A 17,926-nucleotide genomic window follows, 5' to 3' on the forward strand; every position below is an offset into this window, starting at 1 on the left:
AAAGCACTCAGTGTTGCGAAGGGAGGAAGTACACTTTAAGTCTGTGATGAACAGATGTTTTTTTTTTTTCAGTGATACCCAAACCGAATCGCTATCGGGGTATTCCTAGTTTGGTTGATTGTGGAAGCAAGATACTGCGCTAAGAAACCGTATAGGGGAGTAACTCTGACTCACTTCAGTAAATTGCCACTGAGCTAGAAGGCTGAACAGCAGAGAGAAATAACACCCACGCTGAAGATGAAACACCTGTCCCCACACAGCACACAATCCAAGGAGAGAAAGTGCGAGTTTATTACAGCTTATATGGTCATCTACTCAACAAAGAGAGGCTGTATAAAGGGTTTAAAAAGGTAAAGAAAGCGAAAGGCGCGGCTGGAATAGATGAGCAGAGCCTGAGCAACTACGCCGAAAATCTGAGTGATAACCTCGATCAACTCCTCTCTGAACTTAAAACCAAGCAATACAAACCTCAGCCAGTCAAACGGGTAGAGATACCCAAAGAAGACGGAGGGGTGCGATTGCTCGGGATCCCAACAGTTAGGGATAGAGTTGTCCAACAAGCGCTCAACGATATCCTCACCCCCATCTTCGAAGAGCAATTTCACCCATCAAGTTTTGGGTATAGGCCGAATCGAAGCTGTCACGATGCAATCAACAAATCCACGATGTTCATCCGGCGTTACGGGTTACAACACGTTGTAGATATGGACTTGTCGAAGTGCTTTGACAAACTCGACCACGAGTTGATTATCAAAAGCATCAGAAAACGAGTCACAGATAGCAGTGTATTAGAGCTGATAAAACAGTTTCTAAAAAGTGGGGTGATGATAGACGGTAGTTGGCAGGAGACAGAGCTAGGAAGTCCACAAGGTGGTGTTATCAGTCCTTTGATAGCCAATATCTACCTTGATGCGTTCGATCAGGAAATGCGAAAGCGCGGCCATAGGATCGTTCGTTATGCGGATGACATACTCATCTTCTGTCGTAGCAAGGCAGGGGCAGAGAATGCCCTTGCACAAGCGACGAAGATCTTAGAAGGAGAGCTTAAACTCACAGTGAACCAGACGAAATCACATATAGCGCACAGCAGTGATGGCGTGAAGTTTTTAGGTGTAGAAATCGGGAGTCAATTTACCCGCATTCAAACTAAAAAACTGAAAGTGTTCAAAAGCAAGTTAAAGCGAATGACGAAGCGAGGGTGCGGTAAGCCACTTGAGCAAGTCATAAAAGATCTAAACCCAGTGTTAAGAGGGTTCAGCCAATACTTCAGGATCACCAATAGCAGCAGGGAGTTCTCAAGACTAGCAGGATGGCTACGAAGAAGACTGCGTAGTATCCAGTTGAAACTTTGGAAGAAGCCTCAACGCTTACATCGAAAGTTAAAACAGTTAGGGTATAAGCCGCCGTTCCAGCATATCTCAATGACAAGTTGGGTCAGTGCAGCGAGTCCACTATCAAGCTATGCGATGCCAAATCAATGGTTTAATGACCAAGGATTGGTAAATCTTGGGACAATAAGGACAGGGTATGTGTTCAGCCAATATGCTGAATGGAAGTGTGCATGAGCCGTATACGAGGTCCGTACGTACGGTTCTGTGAGAGGGATGAGGCGGTAACGCCTCACCCTACTCGATGTTTTTCTAAGGTTATTAGGTTCTAGGGGGCGATGATATTCATCGAAACCGATTAACCAAGTTAGTCTTCGATAAACCAGTAACCTTTGTTTACCAATTCAGTCACGACAGTAACACCTGAAGGAGTAAGGTTGGTTGCTGAGTTAATCACCGAGTCATCACACAGTACGTTTAGTAGCGATGAATCAGCCTGATTAACTTTAACGACTTCCCCATTGATGTAAGCCGTGTTGCTTTCATTCTCATGGTAGAGCGCCTTTAAGCCCGATACTCGACAGATCTCCCCTTCTGACTCTAAGTGTTGAGCGATCTCTTCTTCTGTCCATAAAGGCTCAGGAGCGACGATATCAAGCTGGTGGCGTGATTGGCTTAGCAAACATCCCATGAATTCGCTGATGGTTTCAGGTTGCTCTAGTGCAGATTTCAACATGTCAGTTAGATTGTTTAAATCCGATGAACGAACCTTGCCGTAATCATCTTGCGTTTTGAATTCTGGATCGTGAAGATGAACGTCACCCATATCATGAGCAAGTACAAAATCGGCGAAGTTGCTGATCAGCTCTTGTTCTTTAGGGGAGCGATAGCCAATAGAGTAGCTCATCGACGGCTCTAACGTGTTGCCTTCATGTGGGAAGCCCGGTGGGATATAGAGGATATCGCCTGGCTCTAAGGTTTCATCAATGATTGGCTCAAAGCCTTCTATTTGACGAAGTGCAGAAGCTTGGACGGTTTCTTTGTATTGGCCAACATCTTTCTCGCCAACCTTCCACTGACGTTTACCTTGGCCTTGAATGATGAATACGTCGTATTGATCAATATGTGGGCCTACGCCGCCTTCTGGTGCTGAGTAGCAGATCATTAGATCGTCGAATAACCAGTTTGGTAAGGCTTGGAACGCTTCAGTCAGCTGATTTGCACCTTGGTGCCAGTGGTTCGCTGCTTGAACGATCAATTGCCAATGTGTTTCAGTCAGCTCGGCAAATTTCTCTTCTGAGAATGGACCATGTTCTGCAGTCCATTGGTTGTCGAGGTTAGAGACAAAGCGAGAATCAACTTCTTCTTCCATCGATAAACCAGCAAGTTCTTCCGGCGAAATTGGGTCGACGAAGTTTTGGAAGCCACCTTTTAAGATGGTTGGTTTTTTATGCCAGTAGTTTTCAAGAAATTCGGGCATAGAAAAGCTAAGTTGGTACATGTGAATCCTGTATGTTTTTATGCTAGATGCTAGATGCTAGATGCTAGATGCTAGATGCTAGTTTGGCTTGTAAATCTTGTTGGACAATCTTAATTGCTTCTAACGCCACTTTTGGGTCGATTTCGTTGCTTTCGAGCAGATAGATCAGGTCGACAGCTAACTTAACTTCTTCTGGCGCATTATCCAGTGGTGATGATGTGTTATCAGTGTTCATTTCGCTTAGGGTTCTCTAAGTTAATCAGTCTCTCAATATTTTTCATTGAGTCTTCACAGCGTTCTAATCGTTCTTTTGCTAATTGCCAAGCCTCGTCCGCTTTTTTCTTACTATGGCGAGGCGCAGAATCAAACGCTAATTTTCGTACTCGTACTAAATCGACCAGTCGCTTTTGCCAATCTTGATGCTGAGCGAGTTCATTATATAAGTCGTTAAGGTTTTTTCCTGACTTACTTTTTCGATCTAACCTTAAATCATGGTTGGCAAGCTCTCTTTGGATTGCCGCTATCTGATTGGTTAACTTTTCTGTGAGGTAATTCGCTCTTGATGCTGTGAGCTGGTTTGTCGCTTGTTCGCGCAATACGGTGTGATAAGTGGTTTGAGCTTCGAGCGCATAAGGAAGTAAAATAAATGCCCTAGACTTGAATAAAGTCCGGTCGAATAAGGCTTGGTGATAAGCACCTCGACTTTTGTCCACCTGAGAGCAATGACCTATTAAGGTATCGATGACGTTCTTAAGCTTTGAAAACTGGCTCATATTACTCCCATTAATTTATGCTATAAGCTAACAAACCAAGCCTCGTAAGCCAGTTTGATCGCAAGGACGCTGACAACCGTGACAAATACAGGTCGTATAAATGTAGCGCCAAACCGAATGGCAGAGTGAGCACCAACAAAGGCACCTGCCATTAAGCAAATCCCCATAGTTAAACCTAATACCCAGTCAATATGACCAAGAATGGCAAATGTCACTAATGAGGTGAAGTTACTAGTGAAATTCATCGCTTTGGATAAACCAGAAGCCAGTAAGATGTTGAGGCGGTACAATGCCATTGAGCTTACTGTCCAAAAGGCTCCCGTTCCTGGGCCTGCGACACCATCATAAAACCCCAGAATAAATCCTTGAAATTTTTGCTTTCTCTTAAGTACCGGGCACGGTTTAGGAGACACATCATGGCTCACGTCTGGAGTCTTGTGGAAAATGGTATAGACCGCCGCCGCTAAAATAATGAGCGGCAAAACTTTCTCCAGCCATTCAGTACTGATTGCATCAACAGTTAACGTGCCAATGGTCGCACCTATCAGCGTTGCTATGAATGCGTTGATCCAGCATTCGGGTTTAAATAACTTCTTACGATAATACGTAAAAGCCGCTGTCGATGAGGCAAACGTTGCGGCTAGCTTATTGGTACCAAGCGCAATATGTGGTGGCAGGCCTAGTGATAGTAAAGCGGGGACGGTTAACATCCCACCGCCACCTGCGACTGCATCAATAAAGCCGGCGGCGAAGGCAACCAAAGCAAGTACAACCAACATGGTTGGTTCAATCATTTCCATAAATAGCTATTGTTCTCGTTATGTGCTGATAGGGCAGCAGCATGAGTAACCGTTGAGTTAGACATGCATAGTTGTTAATACGAAGGTCAGCAATGATAGAGTTAGAGCCATCAACACGATGGCGAAACTAGTATTCTATTGTTCTTTTAAAAGGCGGTAACGAGTCGAGTAATGATTTACCGTATCGTTTCGTTACTATGCGACGATCAAGGATCGTGACTTTACCAGAATCTCTTTCTTTACGCAGTAACCGCCCGACAGATTGAATAAGCTTTTTACTCGCTTCTGGAACCGTAATTTGCATAAATGGGTTACCGCCTCGTGATTCAATATATTCAGAGTGTGCTTGCTCTACAGGAGAGGTAGGCACACCAAAAGGAATCTTTGTAATGACGAGATTTTCAAGAAGCTCTCCAGGCAAATCAAGCCCTTCAGAAAAGCTGCCCGTTCCAAAAAGGACGCTTGTTTTGCCTTGTTCTATTAGCTTTTTATGTTTTTTTAGAATTTCAGTGCGTGAACTGTCACCCTGAACTTGTAAAGCCCATGACTTTTTAACGAAACCTGTTGCTAAAGCTTCCGCAACTTTGTTCATTTGCCAGTAAGAAGAGAATAAAACGAGATTGGCTTTGTTGTCTTCTATTACCTTAGGCAAAATTTCAATAAGATATTCGGTAAACTGAGGTGCTTGAGGTTCGTATTTCATTGCAGGGACGATCAGCTCTGCTTGGTTTTGATAATCAAATGGTGATGCCAAAGCAAGGAATTGAACACCATCTTCAGCTTTTTGACTGATACCTGCTTGGTGACAGAAAAAGTTAAAGGAGTTAAGTGCTCGCATTGTCGCAGAAACTAATACGGCTCCAACACAGCGGCTCCAAATCTGCTGGTCAAGTTGCCAACCAACCTCTAGCGGTGAAACGTTGACAACGAAATCGCCTTCGTTCTCTTTGTTTAACTCAAGCCAACGTGCTAGTGGTGCGCCTTTTTCTCGCTTAGGTTCCGCCATTAGGCGCCAGACTTGAGCTAGATTCTCTGTCCTTTGTATATAGAAGCCTATTTCAGCGAGCGCTGGCTCGGCTAGTTTTGCGGAAAGCTCTCCGTCTTTGACTCGCTCAGCAATGAGGTCAGCGATTTTTGCTACAGACTGGCTTGCCTTTTGAGTTAGCTGTTTGAGATCTTTCGACTCACTTTCTAACCATTCAGGCAAGTCACCATGCTCAAAGCGATACAAGCCGTCTTCAAAGTGGCTTGCGTCAAACTGTTTGCTCATTTGAGTCAGAGTAGGGATCAGTTGTTGTACGGAGTCCTGCAATTCATTTCTAAATCGGTGCACACGCTTTTCGTCCGCTAAACCAGAAAGCTTAGTGATCGATTGATTTAAACGCTCTAACCAAGAAGCCGCACCTTTTAAACTGGCAGCTGCAGAGGAGTGATCTCGAGCGACATGAGGTAAATGGTGTGCCTCGTCGAATATATAGATGCTGTTTTCTGGCTCTGGAAGAATAACTCCGCCACCTAGGTCAGCGTCGGCCATCACCAAACTGTGATTAGCGATAATCACATCTGCTTTATCTAGTTCTGAACGCGCTTTCTGGAAAGGGCAATCTCTGTGAGTTGGCATACTGTTGTTGCAGCTGTGCTTATCACTTACGATCATTTGCCAAATGATATTGTCGATTGGTTTCGGCCATGAATCACGATCGCCATCCCATTTACCTTGAGCCAGACTACGATACATGGTTTGAAGTTGCTCGATATCCTTTTTCTTTGGTTTGGATTCGAACATAGCCATTTGTCCACCATCAACACCGCAAGCCGCTGCCAATTTCTCTGAGCAACAATAGCGTTGCCTGCCTTTCGCTAATATAAAAGAGAACTCTCTGTCGGTGAGTCTTCTATATAGAGGGAGATCTTTATTGACGAGCTGTTCTTGTAGCGCGACGGTTGCGGTCGAAATAATGATTTTCCGATTATTTAAAACCGCAACGGGAATGGTTGCCATTAAATAAGCCAGTGATTTACCGATTCCTGTTCCTGCCTCAGCAACAATCATGCGGCTGCTCTTGTGGTATTGACCGCAAAGTGTCTTCGCTATCTCAGCTACAAGGTAATTTTGTGCACGGCGAGGTACAAAGTTGTCCAACTGATCTTGGAGCTTTTGATAACTGGTGCGAATAGAATTTTGAATTTTAGTAGTTAGCATACTGTGACCTACGTAACGGAGCGAGGATAGTAGCACATATCACTAGCCGGTACATTTACGGCAAAATAGCTTGCTTTTGAATCAAAGGTAGATCTCGTTCACAAAAAAAACTGAACCATCAGGAACTTAACGATTTTATTTATCTTGTGAAATATATATATTAAAAAAGACTGGCCCGCAGGTGTTAAATTCTGTTTTAAGGCTGTTTTAATGGTTATTATTGGGTTTATATTCTGTTTTGTTGTTTTTTATAGTTATTATATTTCCTGATAAAACTAAGGATAAGCTACTCGTAAAATGATGAAAAAAAATGTAAGTGTTTGATTTTAAATTGTTTGTGTTTTTTTTAGGTCTATTTTTAGTTTATTTGACACGCAGGATAATCTTTTGCAATCTAGACCTCGAAATTTAGTGACAGTGATTAGCCAACAAAGAGTGGTAATCACTAGTCATAAAATAATAGGGAACCGGGCAAGGATCTCCCATTCTTAGAAAAGGCAGTGGATTTATTATGAAAAAAACTCTATTAGCATTAGCACTAGCAGGTATCTCAACTTCTACCCTAGCAGCTGGCAACATCTATGATGACGGTACAACGGCTTTAAACCTGAAAGGTGAAATCGATACTTATCTAAGCACAGCTGAAACGAAACAGACAGATGCTGGTACAACAACAACTAACAAAGCAGAACTTGACGTAGACCTGTGGGCAAAAATCCAGATTGATGCAACGCACAAACTAAACGATACTCTAACTGCTTTTGGTTCTTTCGAAATCCAAAACGGTAACGGCTTTGATGGTTGGGAAGGCAAAGTAAACGACGATAACTCAATGCAAACAGATGACCTTTACTTTGGATTAAACATCGGCGAAAACTTTGGTATCGCTGCTGGTGAAATCGGTGACTTCGGTGATTCTCTAGATGCAATAACCATCGATAATACAAACGAAGGCTTCGGTTACATGGATGACTTCGTTAGTTCTCTTGGAAGTGCTGGTCACGGCGTTTCATTGAAGTACACAACTGGTGGTCTTAAGTTAATTGCTGATACCTACCTATCTTCATCTGAAGACGAAGATGCTGCATATGGTGTATCTGCTGAATATGCTATAAACGAAATGTTTACTCTTGGAGCAACTTATCAAGACCAAGGCAACCGCGGAAATGGTGATGAACACAGCATCCTAGGTGCTGCAGCACGCTTAAGCCTAGGTGACTTCGGTGCAGCAGTAAACTACGTTACTGAAGACATCAAGGGCGCTACTGACCTAGAGACAATTTCTGCCGCTCTAGATTACCAAATCGAGAAAGCACGTATTTACACTTCATTTGGTTTCACTGAAGGTGATAACGATGAAGAGATCACTTACTACACTGTTGGTGCTGACTATGCAGTTTCTGGTAACATCTCAACATTTGTTGAATACTCTGACCTTGAGGAAAAAACAGATAACGCTAACAAAACTGAAGCTGATGGTTTTGTAGCTGGTGTTTACTACACATTCTAATGGCTTGATATCAAGTTAAGTGTAGTTAAAAGGTCGCATTTTTGCGGCCTTTTTAATTATTATAAGTAAGCTTTAAGTGTTATACCCAATTGATCTAAAATGTCGGGCCAGTAAGCTATATTTTAGTGCATAGTATTAGAAGCTAAGAGGTTATTTGGATATAAAACTTGATGATAAAAAGGGTTAAACCATGAAACGTACAATTTGGACTTCGATTTTAATGACGCTTTCCGTGTTGAGCATCCCATATGCACAAGCATTGACTAAACTGGAGACAGCTTCGGGAGTCGAGGTGCTATTTATAAATAGTCAAGATGCAAAACAAATGAATGAACCATTTGCACTTACTATTGGGTCTAATCAAATTGTATTGCGCATGAATACGATGTTGGGGCGAGGTGAACAACGTGGTAACTTTACTTCATCGCCTTATATCCTCACCTTAGATGTACATGGCGAAGAATTGGAAATCGAGGGTCCGCAACTGAGCGATGTACTTCAAGCAAGAAAGGTGTTTGAAGGTGATACGATTGACTGGAATGTTAGCTTAGATGATAGCGGTATAGATTACGGTCAAGTTGAAATGGTAGGAAAAAAGGGTGTGTTCCCATACTCAAACCTTGATGAGCAACTTGCGATTTATAACGCTGCCAATGGTATAAGTTTTGCGGGTAATGTCATTGCACCTGTTACAGAAGCGAGTCTAGCAAACGGTATGCAACAAACCGTTAAGTCGGCAGAACAAGATAGTCTAGCAATGCAAAAAGCGAAAATGTCGTATTTGAAATTGTCGCCAACTGAGCGGAAATCTCTTCGTAAATGGCTAGTTGACCAACAGTAATTACATTTAACTAAAGTTGATAACTTTTTAGAAAGCCAGTAGCATTTGCCGCTGGCTTTGCATTCAAGCAGCTAAATCTCTTTCCACTCACCAGGCTGAAGCTCACCCACGTTCATGTTGCCCATTGAATAGCGAATAAGTCGCAGGGTAGGGTAGCCAATATTCGCTGTCATTCGTCTTACCTGACGGTTACGCCCTTCAATGATAGTAATAGCTAGCCATGTTGTAGGAATCGCGGCTCTGAAGCGCACAGGTGGAGTTCTCTCCCAGACTACAGGCTCTTGCATGATTTCCACCTTGGCAGGCAATGTCATGCCGTCTTTTAGTTCAACACCTTTTCTCAATTTATCTAAATCTTCCTCAGAAGGTGCGCCTTCAACCTGTACCCAGTAAGTTTTTGGTGATTTTGAGTTGGGCTGAGTCAATTTGGCTTGAAATATTCCATCATTGGTCAAGACCATTAACCCTTCACTGTCACGGTCAAGTCGTCCGGCTGCATAAACATCTTTAACAGGAATAAAATCCGCCAATGTTTTTCTACCTTCACCATCAGTAAACTGACTTAGCGTATCAAATGGCTTGTTGAACAGAATAACCTTGCGATCTTCGATCGCTATCTTAGGTTTTGTGTTCGTAGGTTTACCCTTGTAACGGTGTTTACTTGAGTGAGGTTTCTTGTGCGAATTACCAGTGCTATTTTTATCACTGCCTCGGTTCTGCCTATTACCGCTTTGTTTTAATATTGCTTCAGAACGAGCTGGTTTGTCTGAGCGAGATGCGCTGCGTGAGCGAGTAGACATGTTAACTACCTTGCAAAAATGTAAACGAAGTGTGCTGAAAAGTTTTCACTGAAACGGAATTGAGCTATCATTTGCGCGCCTAAAAGACACAAAATAGAACAAGTTGATGGACTCTTAAGCCTGATTTGTTTAATTATACCTTCGTGTTTTATTATAACAACGCACTCACGGATTTGGTTCATGCTCTCATCAAGATTGCATGAAAAATAAGATAGAGTACGACTATCGAGTAAGCAGTTTTCACTCTTCGAGTCGCTTACTGGTCAATTTATAACATTCTCACCATTTTAGGTGAGCTTGTAAGAACTATAGGGAAATTTCATGCCTACTGAAAAACCAACTATCATCTATACCATTACAGACGAAGCTCCGGCGCTAGCAACTTACTCTTTGCTGCCAATCATTCAATCTTTTACAGCTTCTTCTGGTATTGACGTTGATACTCGCGACATTTCACTTGCAGGGCGTATTATTGCCAACTTCCCTGAGCATTTGAATGAAGAGCAACGTATTGGTGATGCACTAGCAGAACTAGGTGAATTGGCTAAAACACCAGAAGCAAACATCATTAAGCTTCCAAACGTATCAGCATCTGTACCTCAGCTCCAAGCTACGATCAAAGAACTTCAGTCAAAAGGTTATGCACTTCCTAATTACCCGGAAGAAGCAAAGACTGATGAAGAGAGAGCAATAAAAGCGACTTACGACAAGATCAAAGGTAGTGCGGTAAACCCGGTTCTACGTGAAGGTAATTCAGATCGTCGTGCGCCACTTTCAGTTAAAAACTACGCTAAGAAAAACCCACATTCAATGGGCGCTTGGTCATCAGATTCTAAGTCTCATGTTTCTAGTATGGAAGACAAAGACTTCTTCGGTAGTGAAAAATCAGTAACGATTGAAGGCGCGACTGAAGTTAGCATCGAATTTGTAGGTAAAGATGGCACTAAGAAAACATTGAAGCCAGCTTTTGCTCTGCAAGATAAAGAGATCATCGACGCTTCAGTGATGAATAAAGCAGCTTTGGTTGCCTTCTTCGAGAAAGAAATCGCATCAGCTAAAGAGCAAGGTGTTCTACTTTCTCTTCACATGAAAGCAACGATGATGAAAGTTTCTGACCCAGTGATTTTTGGCCACGCGGTTAAGGTTTACTACAAAGACGTGTTCGCTAAACACGGCCAATTGTTCGATGAACTCGGTGTTGATGTAAATAATGGCATCGGTGATGTATACGCGAAGATTGCAGCCCTTCCTCAAGAGCAGAAAGAAGCAATTGAAGCTGATCTACAAGCGGTCTACGAGACTCAGCCTCCACTAGCAATGGTTGATTCGGATCGTGGTATCACCAACCTACACGTACCAAGTGACATCATTGTTGATGCATCTATGCCTGCAATGCTGCGTTCTTCAGGTCAGATGTGGGATCCAGAAGGTAAGCAAAAAGACACCAAAGCAATGATCCCAGATCGTAGCTACGCGAGTATTTACCAAGCGGTTATTGATTTCTGTAAAGAAAATGGTGCTTTTGATCCGACGACAATGGGTAGCGTGCCAAACGTTGGCCTAATGGCTCAAAAAGCGGAAGAATACGGCTCTCACGATAAGACTTTTATTCTAGAAGCTGCTGGTCAGGTTCAAGTGGTTGACGCTTCTGGTTCTGTCCTTCTTGAGCAAGACGTAGAGGAAGGCGATATCTTCCGTATGTGCCAAGTAAAAGATGCTCCGATCCAAGATTGGGTTAAGCTAGCTGTTACTCGCGCACGTGCTTCAGGTGTTCCCGCTGTATTCTGGCTAGATGCGTCTAGAGCTCACGATGCGCAGCTTATCAAGAAAGTAGAAGCTTACCTTCCTGAGTACGATACAGAAGGCTTAGAAATTAAGATTTTGGCACCGCTAGAGGCAACTCAATACTCACTAGTTCGTATTAAAGAAGGCCTAGACACAATCTCTGTTACAGGTAACGTATTACGTGACTACCTCACTGATTTGTTCCCAATTCTAGAACTTGGTACGTCAGCTAAAATGCTATCGATTGTTCCATTAATGAACGGTGGTGGCTTATTTGAAACTGGCGCTGGTGGTTCAGCTCCTAAGCACGTTCAACAAGTAGAGAAAGAAAACCACCTGCGTTGGGATTCTCTAGGCGAATTCTTGGCATTGGCTGCATCTCTAGAGCACCTAAGCGTTGTTACAGGTAACGCTAAAGCACAAGTACTGGCGGATGCTCTTGATAAAGCGACGGGCGAATTCCTTGATAATAACAAGTCTCCTTCACGAAAAGTGGGTGAGCTTGATAACCGTGGTAGCCACTACTACCTAGCTGCATATTGGGCGAAAGCACTTGCAGAACAAACGGTTGATGCAGATTTAGCGGCAGAGTTTGCTACTGTTGCAAGCCAATTAGCTGAAAGCGAAGAGGCTATCGTTGCTGAGTTGAATAATGCACAAGGTGTCGCAGGTGATTTAGGCGGCTATTACCTGCTTGATGACGCACTCGTATCCAAGCTAATGCGCCCAAGTGCTACGTTAAATGCACTGATTGATGCATAACTATAGCACTGAGTGGTAAACACTGTTGTGGCTAGCTAGTTATTTGACTTAGCTAAGCGATACATTTATAGCTTTGTTAAAACAAAGATTGAAGACGCTTTAACGATAACGTTAGAGCGTCTTTTTTACGGAAATAACATTGAGTTTATGGAGCGAAGATCGAAAAACCGCTCATTTAAAACTGAATAACAGTCAGTAAATGAGCGGTTTTAATGTTCTTGTTTACCGAGCGGCCCTAAACCGGACGAGTGGAGGTAAATATGATATCGGCAATCGCCTATTTAGCGACACTGCCTTCTACAGGAACAACAGAGCTAGCGTGCGAGCCTTTAGGTCCACTTTCTACTTCATAGTCGACCTGTTGACCTGCCTTCAAGGTTCGATAACCTTCCATCTGTATTGTGGAGTAGTGCGCGAAAATGTCGCCGTCTTCACCTTCTGGACAAATAAAACCAAACCCTTTGGCATTGTTAAACCATTTCACTGTACCTGTAGCCATGCTATACATCCCTCATGCATTTTGTTACTAACGTTGTTATATCAATTGTTGTAAGTCAGATTGATATCATTCCTACCAACTAAAGAATTTCAATTGATAGCTTGAGTCTCATACATTGCTTACGGAAATTAACGCTACCTTGCGTAATTATTCCTTATTGTTAAATTTTAAATGGTGTTACCAAGTTGTATTGGAAATACCTTTTAGCACCAATGTAGCTAATGATTGGGCACAGTCAATAGGAAATTGGTATAAAATTGATCAATTTTAATAACAAATCACATTCGAGATTAACTGCAAACTATTAACTAAATAGTAACTTAACGGCGATCTTATCGTTAATATCAATAGTTATGGTGTCTTTTTAATCAATCACATATGTTAATCCTGTTAATCGAGATCTTTTATTTGCAGCGATGGAAATGGTGGATTAGGCTCAGTATAGAGGAATATTTTTTGGTACTGTTTCTTGGTGCAGTTTCTTAGTACACCGTAATGCGTGAATGTGATAAATTTGAGTTAACTCAACATTCACGACTTCCGAAAAATAACCCTTAGCAAAGCTAATATGAGCAGAAACTTTGAATGGGCATCTCCAGGCTCAGATCTACTGGAGAAAGAAAAAACTAAAGTAAAGCCACCGGCAATGTATAACGTTATATTGAATAACGATGACTACACGCCCATGGACTTTGTAATCGAGATCCTAGAGCGGTTTTTCTCACTAGATATCGAAAAAGCAACGGAAGTGATGCTCAAGGTTCATTATGAAGGTAAAGCTATATGCGGCACATACAGTGCTGAAATAGCCGAAACAAAGGTAGCGCAGGTAACGATGTACTCAAAGGAAAATGAGCATCCGCTACTATGTACAATGGAGCAAGTATAAATTGCTCGAACAACACTGTTGTTCCCTTAGGAGGTACTTATGCTAAATAAAGAATTAGAGACGAGTTTAAATGGCGCATTTGCTCGCGCGCGAGACAAGCGACATGAATTCATGACTGTCGAACACCTCCTACTAGCATTATTAGAAAATGATGCGGCCAAGGAAGCGCTCCAAGCTTGTCAGGCTGATCTCGATGCTCTTCGCAATGAGCTCGATATTTTTATCGATCAAACAACCCCACTTATCCCAGAAAGCGACGAAACTCGTGAAACACAGCCTACGCTGAGCTTCCAACGAGTGCTTCAGCGCGCTGTTTTCCATGTTCAATCTTCAGGTCGCAGTGAAGTGACAGGTGCAAATGTACTTGTGGCTATTTTCAGCGAGCAAGAATCTCACGCGGCATATCTACTTAAGAAGAACGACATTAGCCGTTTAGATATCGTTAACTTCATTTCTCATGGTATTACCAAGGCCAGTAACGAAGGCGATAGTTCATCACCATCGGATTCATTTGGTGGTGCAGAGAGTGCTGAAGAAGCCAACTCTGAAGATCGCCTAGAAAATTTTGCGACTAATCTGAATGAAGTTGCGAAACAGGGCAACATTGATCCGCTTATCGGGCGAGATAAAGAGCTAGAACGTACTGTTCAAGTTCTGTGCCGTCGTCGTAAAAATAACCCCCTGTTAGTGGGAGAGGCTGGTGTGGGTAAGACCGCAATTGCTGAAGGCCTTGCATGGCGTATTGTTGAAGGACAAGTACCTGAAATAATCCAGAGTAGTGTGATCTATTCTTTAGATATAGGTTCGCTGCTAGCGGGTACTAAATATCGAGGTGACTTTGAGAAACGTTTCAAAGCGATTCTTAAGCAACTAGAGAAAGAAGAAGACGCGATTCTGTTCATCGATGAGATCCATACTATTATTGGTGCGGGTGCAGCATCGGGCGGTCAGGTTGATGCTGCAAACCTAATCAAGCCACTATTAAGTAGCGGTAAGTTACGTTGCATCGGTTCGACGACATACCAAGAGTACAGCAGTATTTTTGAGAAGGAGCGTGCTCTATCTCGTCGTTTCCAGAAAATTGATATTGTTGAACCATCACTAGATGACACAACTAAGATTCTGATTGGCTTGAAGCCAAAATATGAAGCTCACCACGAAGTACGTTATACCAATAAAGCGTTGCGTGCTGCTGTGGAATTGTCGGCCAAGTACATTAACGAACGTCACCTTCCAGATAAGGCGATTGACGTGATTGATGAAGCGGGCGCTCGTAGTCGTTTAGCTCCAGCCAGTCGTCGTAAGAAGACGGTAAGCGTTGCTGATATTGAGTCGATGGTAGCGAAAATGGCACGTATCCCTGAAAAATCAGTTTCATCTTCAGACAAAGATACGTTGCAGAAACTGGACGACCGCATGAAAATGTTGGTATTCGGACAAGATCCAGCTATCGATGTATTGAGTGAAGCGATTAAGCTAACTCGTGCTGGGCTTGGTGCAGACAATAAGCCGGTTGGTTCATTCTTGTTTGCTGGTCCTACTGGTGTGGGTAAAACCGAGGTCACGGTTCAGCTTTCTAAACTAATGGGTATTGAGCTGCTACGTTTTGATATGTCTGAATACGGTGAACGTCACTCAGTCAGCCGTTTGATCGGTGCTCCTCCAGGTTATGTAGGATACGACCAAGGTGGTTTACTCACTGATGCAGTAATTAAGAATCCACACTCTGTTGTGTTACTGGATGAGATCGAAAAAGCTCACCCAGATATCTTTAACTTGTTATTGCAAGTGATGGATAACGGTACGTTAACCGACAACAACGGTCGTAAGGCCGATTTCCGTAACGTGATCTTAGTGATGACGACCAACGCTGGTGTTGCTGAAACTGAGAAGAAATCGATAGGCCTGATCCAACAAGATCACGCACCTGATGCGATGGGCGAAATTAAGAAGGTGTTTACACCTGAGTTCCGTAACCGTCTTGATAATATTATTTGGTTCAACAGTCTAGATCCAAGTGTGATTAGCCAAGTTGTCGATAAGTTCATTGTTGAGCTTCAGGTTCAACTAGACGCTCGTGGCGTATCGTTAGAGGTTTCTGAGGACGCTCGCCATTGGTTAGCTGACAAAGGCTATGACAAGACCATGGGTGCTCGTCCCATGGGGCGCGTTATTCAAGACAAACTTAAGAAGCCATTAGCAAACGAATTATTGTTTGGTAGCTTAGTTGATGGCGGTACTGTGAAGGTATCTTTGAAGAAAGACGACCTAGACTTTGTTTATGTGGGTGCGAAAGAAGAGGTTATGCACTAACGAAGTGACGGATAACTCAAGGACTTAAATATATAGCGCATGACTTCGGTTGTGCGTTTTTTTATGCTTGCGAGATGCGAGATGCGAGATGCGAGATGCGAGATGCGAGATGCGAGATGCGAGATTGACGTTGCTGAATAATAAGAATGTCTAGGCGATAAAAAACGGAGCATTAAGCTCCGCTTCTTATCGTATTCGATAATTAAAAATTAACGAGCACGGAAGACGATGCGGCCTTTAGAAAGGTCGTATGGAGTCATCTCAACAGTTACTTTATCACCAGTAAGAATACGGATGTAGTTTTTACGCATTTTACCAGAGATGTGTGCTGTCACTACGTGACCGTTTTCAAGCTCAACACGGAACATTGTGTTTGGTAGAGTATCAAGGACAGTGCCTTGCATCTCGATTACGTCTTCTTTAGCCATCTAATCCTCTTTCGAAATTTGGCGGTTTTCAACGGCTTGATTGTGCCGTTAAAATCAAAATATGTAAAGTTGTCGCGTATTCTACCCTTGCCATCGCTGATTTACTAGCCTTTGATGACGTTGAAATCGTACTTTATAGTTCATCGCAGGGCATTCATCGATCTGATAACCCAAATATAACCACTGTTTTTGTTCTTTCTGGGCATGCTGAATCTGAAACAGAACACCAAGTGTTCCCATAGAGATGTCGATATCAGGATCGAAGAAGGTATAAAATGCGCTGGTGCAGTTTGACATAACATCAGTGACGGCGATGCCGACCAATTGGCTGTCATCATAGATGTGCATGAACTTTGTAGCAAGCCATTCATTTTTTGAGAATTGTAGAAATTCATCTTTTTTGGGTGGGTACATGGTTCCCGAACGATGACGAGCAGTGATGTAACGGCTATATAAATCAAACCAGTTGTCGTCCATCGCATCTTTTAATTCCCAGCGAAAGGTTTTAGCCTTGTTGATGATTCGACGCTGGCTTTTGGAAAACTTAACCTCGGGGATCGAAAGGCGAATCGCTTGGCACGCAGAGCAACTGTCGCAATGCGGCTTATAAATGGTAGCTCCACTGCGACGAAACCCGTTTGCTAACAGAACTTCATAATTGTCGGAAGTATGCATGTGTTCGTCAAGAGTGACGGCCACTCTTTCTTCAAGGTGTGGTAAATAGCTGCAAGCGTGATTATCTGTTAATCCAATTCTGATTTGTTGTAAATCTGGATTCATTAAGGCGTTTCCTCTAGCCATTGTGTTTTAAAGCAAGCATCGTCAACCTGGTTTGTTTTTAACGATTGTAGAGAACTCAGAAAAGCCTCTCTGTCGACTTCAATAGCGCCCAGAGATTCCAGGTGAGGGTTCATGACTTGGCAATCGATAAGCTTACCTCCGAATCGGGTAAAGTGTTCGCAGAAGTACCACAGGGCGATTTTAGAGGCGTTGGTTTTTAAGCTAAACATGGATTCACCACAAAAGACTTGGCCTCTTTGTAGGCCGTAAAGCCCGCCAATCAATTCATCATTTTGCCAAACCTCTACTGAGTGGCAGAAACCTAGCGAAGCGAGTTCACAGTATGCTGACCGCATGTCGCTGTTTAGCCAAGTTTCTTCTTCGGGCCTCAACGATGAGCAGTATCCAATCACTTTGTTGGTTGCTTTGTTGATACTGATGCGATAGTTGTGTTTTCTTTGAAATTTTTTAAGACTTTTTGATGGTTCGAATGTCTTAGGATTAAATACCGCTCTCGGTGCCGGGCTCCACCAAAGTATAGGTTCACCTGGGCCATACCATGGAAATATACCTTGGCTGTAAGCGTTTAAAATTCGCATTGGTTGCAAATCACCACCAAAGGCGAGTAGGCCGTTTGGCTCATCAAGCGCGTCGAAGGGCGAAGGAAACTCTATACTAGTAGTATCAAGTTCGGTTAGGTATATAGTCATAAGTACCGCGTTACAGATTAATCAC

The 17,926-nt window shown here is 42.9% G+C and carries 16 protein-coding genes; 6 read left to right on the plus strand and 10 right to left on the minus strand.

Going from position 1 to position 17,926, the window contains the following annotated elements:
• The first annotated feature begins 281 nt into the window (after positions 1-281).
• A complete protein-coding gene (gene ltrA / locus OCW38_RS05225) occupies positions 282-1,565 on the plus strand; it encodes a group II intron reverse transcriptase/maturase (protein WP_140150525.1) in 1,284 nt (427 codons plus the stop codon).
• Positions 1,566-1,695: 130 nt separating this feature from the next.
• Here the strand turns inward: ltrA and OCW38_RS05230 are convergent, their stop codons facing one another.
• The 5 genes from OCW38_RS05230 to dinG form a co-directional block, all read right to left on the minus strand.
• Positions 1,696-2,829 (minus strand): ribosomal protein uL16 3-hydroxylase, encoded by a 1,134-nt coding sequence (locus OCW38_RS05230; protein ID WP_016792572.1) that lies wholly within the window; start codon positions 2,827-2,829, stop codon positions 1,696-1,698.
• Between the two features lie 43 nt (positions 2,830-2,872).
• The gene (gene rsmS / locus OCW38_RS05235) at positions 2,873-3,043 is read right to left on the minus strand and encodes a pleiotropic regulatory protein RsmS (RefSeq protein ID WP_004736541.1); all 171 of its coding nucleotides are present in this window, start codon (positions 3,041-3,043) and stop codon (positions 2,873-2,875) included.
• Positions 3,033-3,581, minus strand: coding sequence for a primosomal replication protein (locus tag OCW38_RS05240; RefSeq protein WP_010437396.1), 549 nt, complete (start codon positions 3,579-3,581; stop codon positions 3,033-3,035). Before OCW38_RS05240 ends, rsmS begins: the two co-directional genes overlap by 11 nt.
• Positions 3,582-3,601: 20 nt before the next feature.
• The gene (locus OCW38_RS05245; protein ID WP_010437397.1) at positions 3,602-4,381 is read right to left on the minus strand and encodes a sulfite exporter TauE/SafE family protein; all 780 of its coding nucleotides are present in this window, start codon (positions 4,379-4,381) and stop codon (positions 3,602-3,604) included.
• Between the two features lie 127 nt (positions 4,382-4,508).
• Complete coding sequence (gene dinG / locus OCW38_RS05250) at positions 4,509-6,584, minus strand: ATP-dependent DNA helicase DinG (protein ID WP_261895327.1); 2,076 nt, start codon at positions 6,582-6,584, stop codon at positions 4,509-4,511.
• Positions 6,585-7,095: 511 nt separating this feature from the next.
• On the opposite strand from dinG, the gene OCW38_RS05255 reads away from it, so the two are divergent.
• Both OCW38_RS05255 and OCW38_RS05260 read left to right on the plus strand, forming a co-directional pair.
• Entirely contained in the window at positions 7,096-8,094 is a 999-nt protein-coding gene (locus tag OCW38_RS05255) for a porin (protein ID WP_261895329.1), read from the plus strand.
• A 190-nt stretch (positions 8,095-8,284) separates the two neighbouring features.
• Complete coding sequence (locus tag OCW38_RS05260) at positions 8,285-8,935, plus strand: DUF2057 family protein (protein ID WP_016796907.1); 651 nt, start codon at positions 8,285-8,287, stop codon at positions 8,933-8,935.
• Between the two features lie 71 nt (positions 8,936-9,006).
• On the opposite strand, the gene OCW38_RS05265 is transcribed toward OCW38_RS05260, so the two are convergent.
• Positions 9,007-9,735 carry a pseudouridine synthase gene (locus tag OCW38_RS05265; RefSeq protein ID WP_016788840.1) on the minus strand — a complete coding sequence of 243 codons (729 nt, stop codon included), beginning with the start codon at positions 9,733-9,735 and terminating at the stop codon, positions 9,007-9,009.
• Between the two features lie 321 nt (positions 9,736-10,056).
• On the opposite strand from OCW38_RS05265, the gene OCW38_RS05270 reads away from it, so the two are divergent.
• Positions 10,057-12,282, plus strand: a complete 2,226-nt coding sequence (locus tag OCW38_RS05270; protein WP_016783835.1) for an NADP-dependent isocitrate dehydrogenase — start codon at positions 10,057-10,059, stop codon at positions 12,280-12,282.
• A gap of 277 nt (positions 12,283-12,559) precedes the next feature.
• Here OCW38_RS05270 and cspD read toward each other — a convergent pair whose 3' ends face one another.
• Positions 12,560-12,781: a cold shock domain-containing protein CspD gene (gene cspD / locus OCW38_RS05275; RefSeq protein ID WP_010437410.1), complete on the minus strand. Its 222-nt coding sequence runs from the start codon at positions 12,779-12,781 to the stop codon at positions 12,560-12,562.
• A 568-nt stretch (positions 12,782-13,349) separates the two neighbouring features.
• Between cspD and clpS the strand changes: the two genes are divergently transcribed.
• Both clpS and clpA read left to right on the plus strand, forming a co-directional pair.
• Complete coding sequence (gene clpS / locus OCW38_RS05280; RefSeq protein WP_010437413.1) at positions 13,350-13,670, plus strand: ATP-dependent Clp protease adapter ClpS; 321 nt, start codon at positions 13,350-13,352, stop codon at positions 13,668-13,670.
• A gap of 39 nt (positions 13,671-13,709) precedes the next feature.
• Complete coding sequence (gene clpA, locus OCW38_RS05285) at positions 13,710-15,983, plus strand: ATP-dependent Clp protease ATP-binding subunit ClpA (protein WP_016768421.1); 2,274 nt, start codon at positions 13,710-13,712, stop codon at positions 15,981-15,983.
• 209 nt (positions 15,984-16,192) lie between these two features.
• On the opposite strand, the gene infA is transcribed toward clpA, so the two are convergent.
• From infA to aat, 3 genes are all read right to left on the minus strand, one after another.
• The gene (gene infA, locus OCW38_RS05290) at positions 16,193-16,411 is read right to left on the minus strand and encodes a translation initiation factor IF-1 (protein WP_001040192.1); all 219 of its coding nucleotides are present in this window, start codon (positions 16,409-16,411) and stop codon (positions 16,193-16,195) included.
• Positions 16,412-16,492: 81 nt separating this feature from the next.
• The gene (locus tag OCW38_RS05295; RefSeq protein WP_010437756.1) at positions 16,493-17,191 is read right to left on the minus strand and encodes an arginyltransferase; all 699 of its coding nucleotides are present in this window, start codon (positions 17,189-17,191) and stop codon (positions 16,493-16,495) included.
• Positions 17,191-17,901 carry a leucyl/phenylalanyl-tRNA--protein transferase gene (gene aat, locus OCW38_RS05300; protein ID WP_016783837.1) on the minus strand — a complete coding sequence of 237 codons (711 nt, stop codon included), beginning with the start codon at positions 17,899-17,901 and terminating at the stop codon, positions 17,191-17,193. The genes OCW38_RS05295 and aat overlap by 1 nt, the downstream gene beginning before the upstream one ends.
• Between the last annotated feature and the right edge of the window lie 25 nt (positions 17,902-17,926).

Source organism: Vibrio cyclitrophicus, from assembly GCF_024347435.1.
Classification (GTDB): Bacteria; Pseudomonadota; Gammaproteobacteria; order Enterobacterales; family Vibrionaceae; genus Vibrio; species Vibrio cyclitrophicus.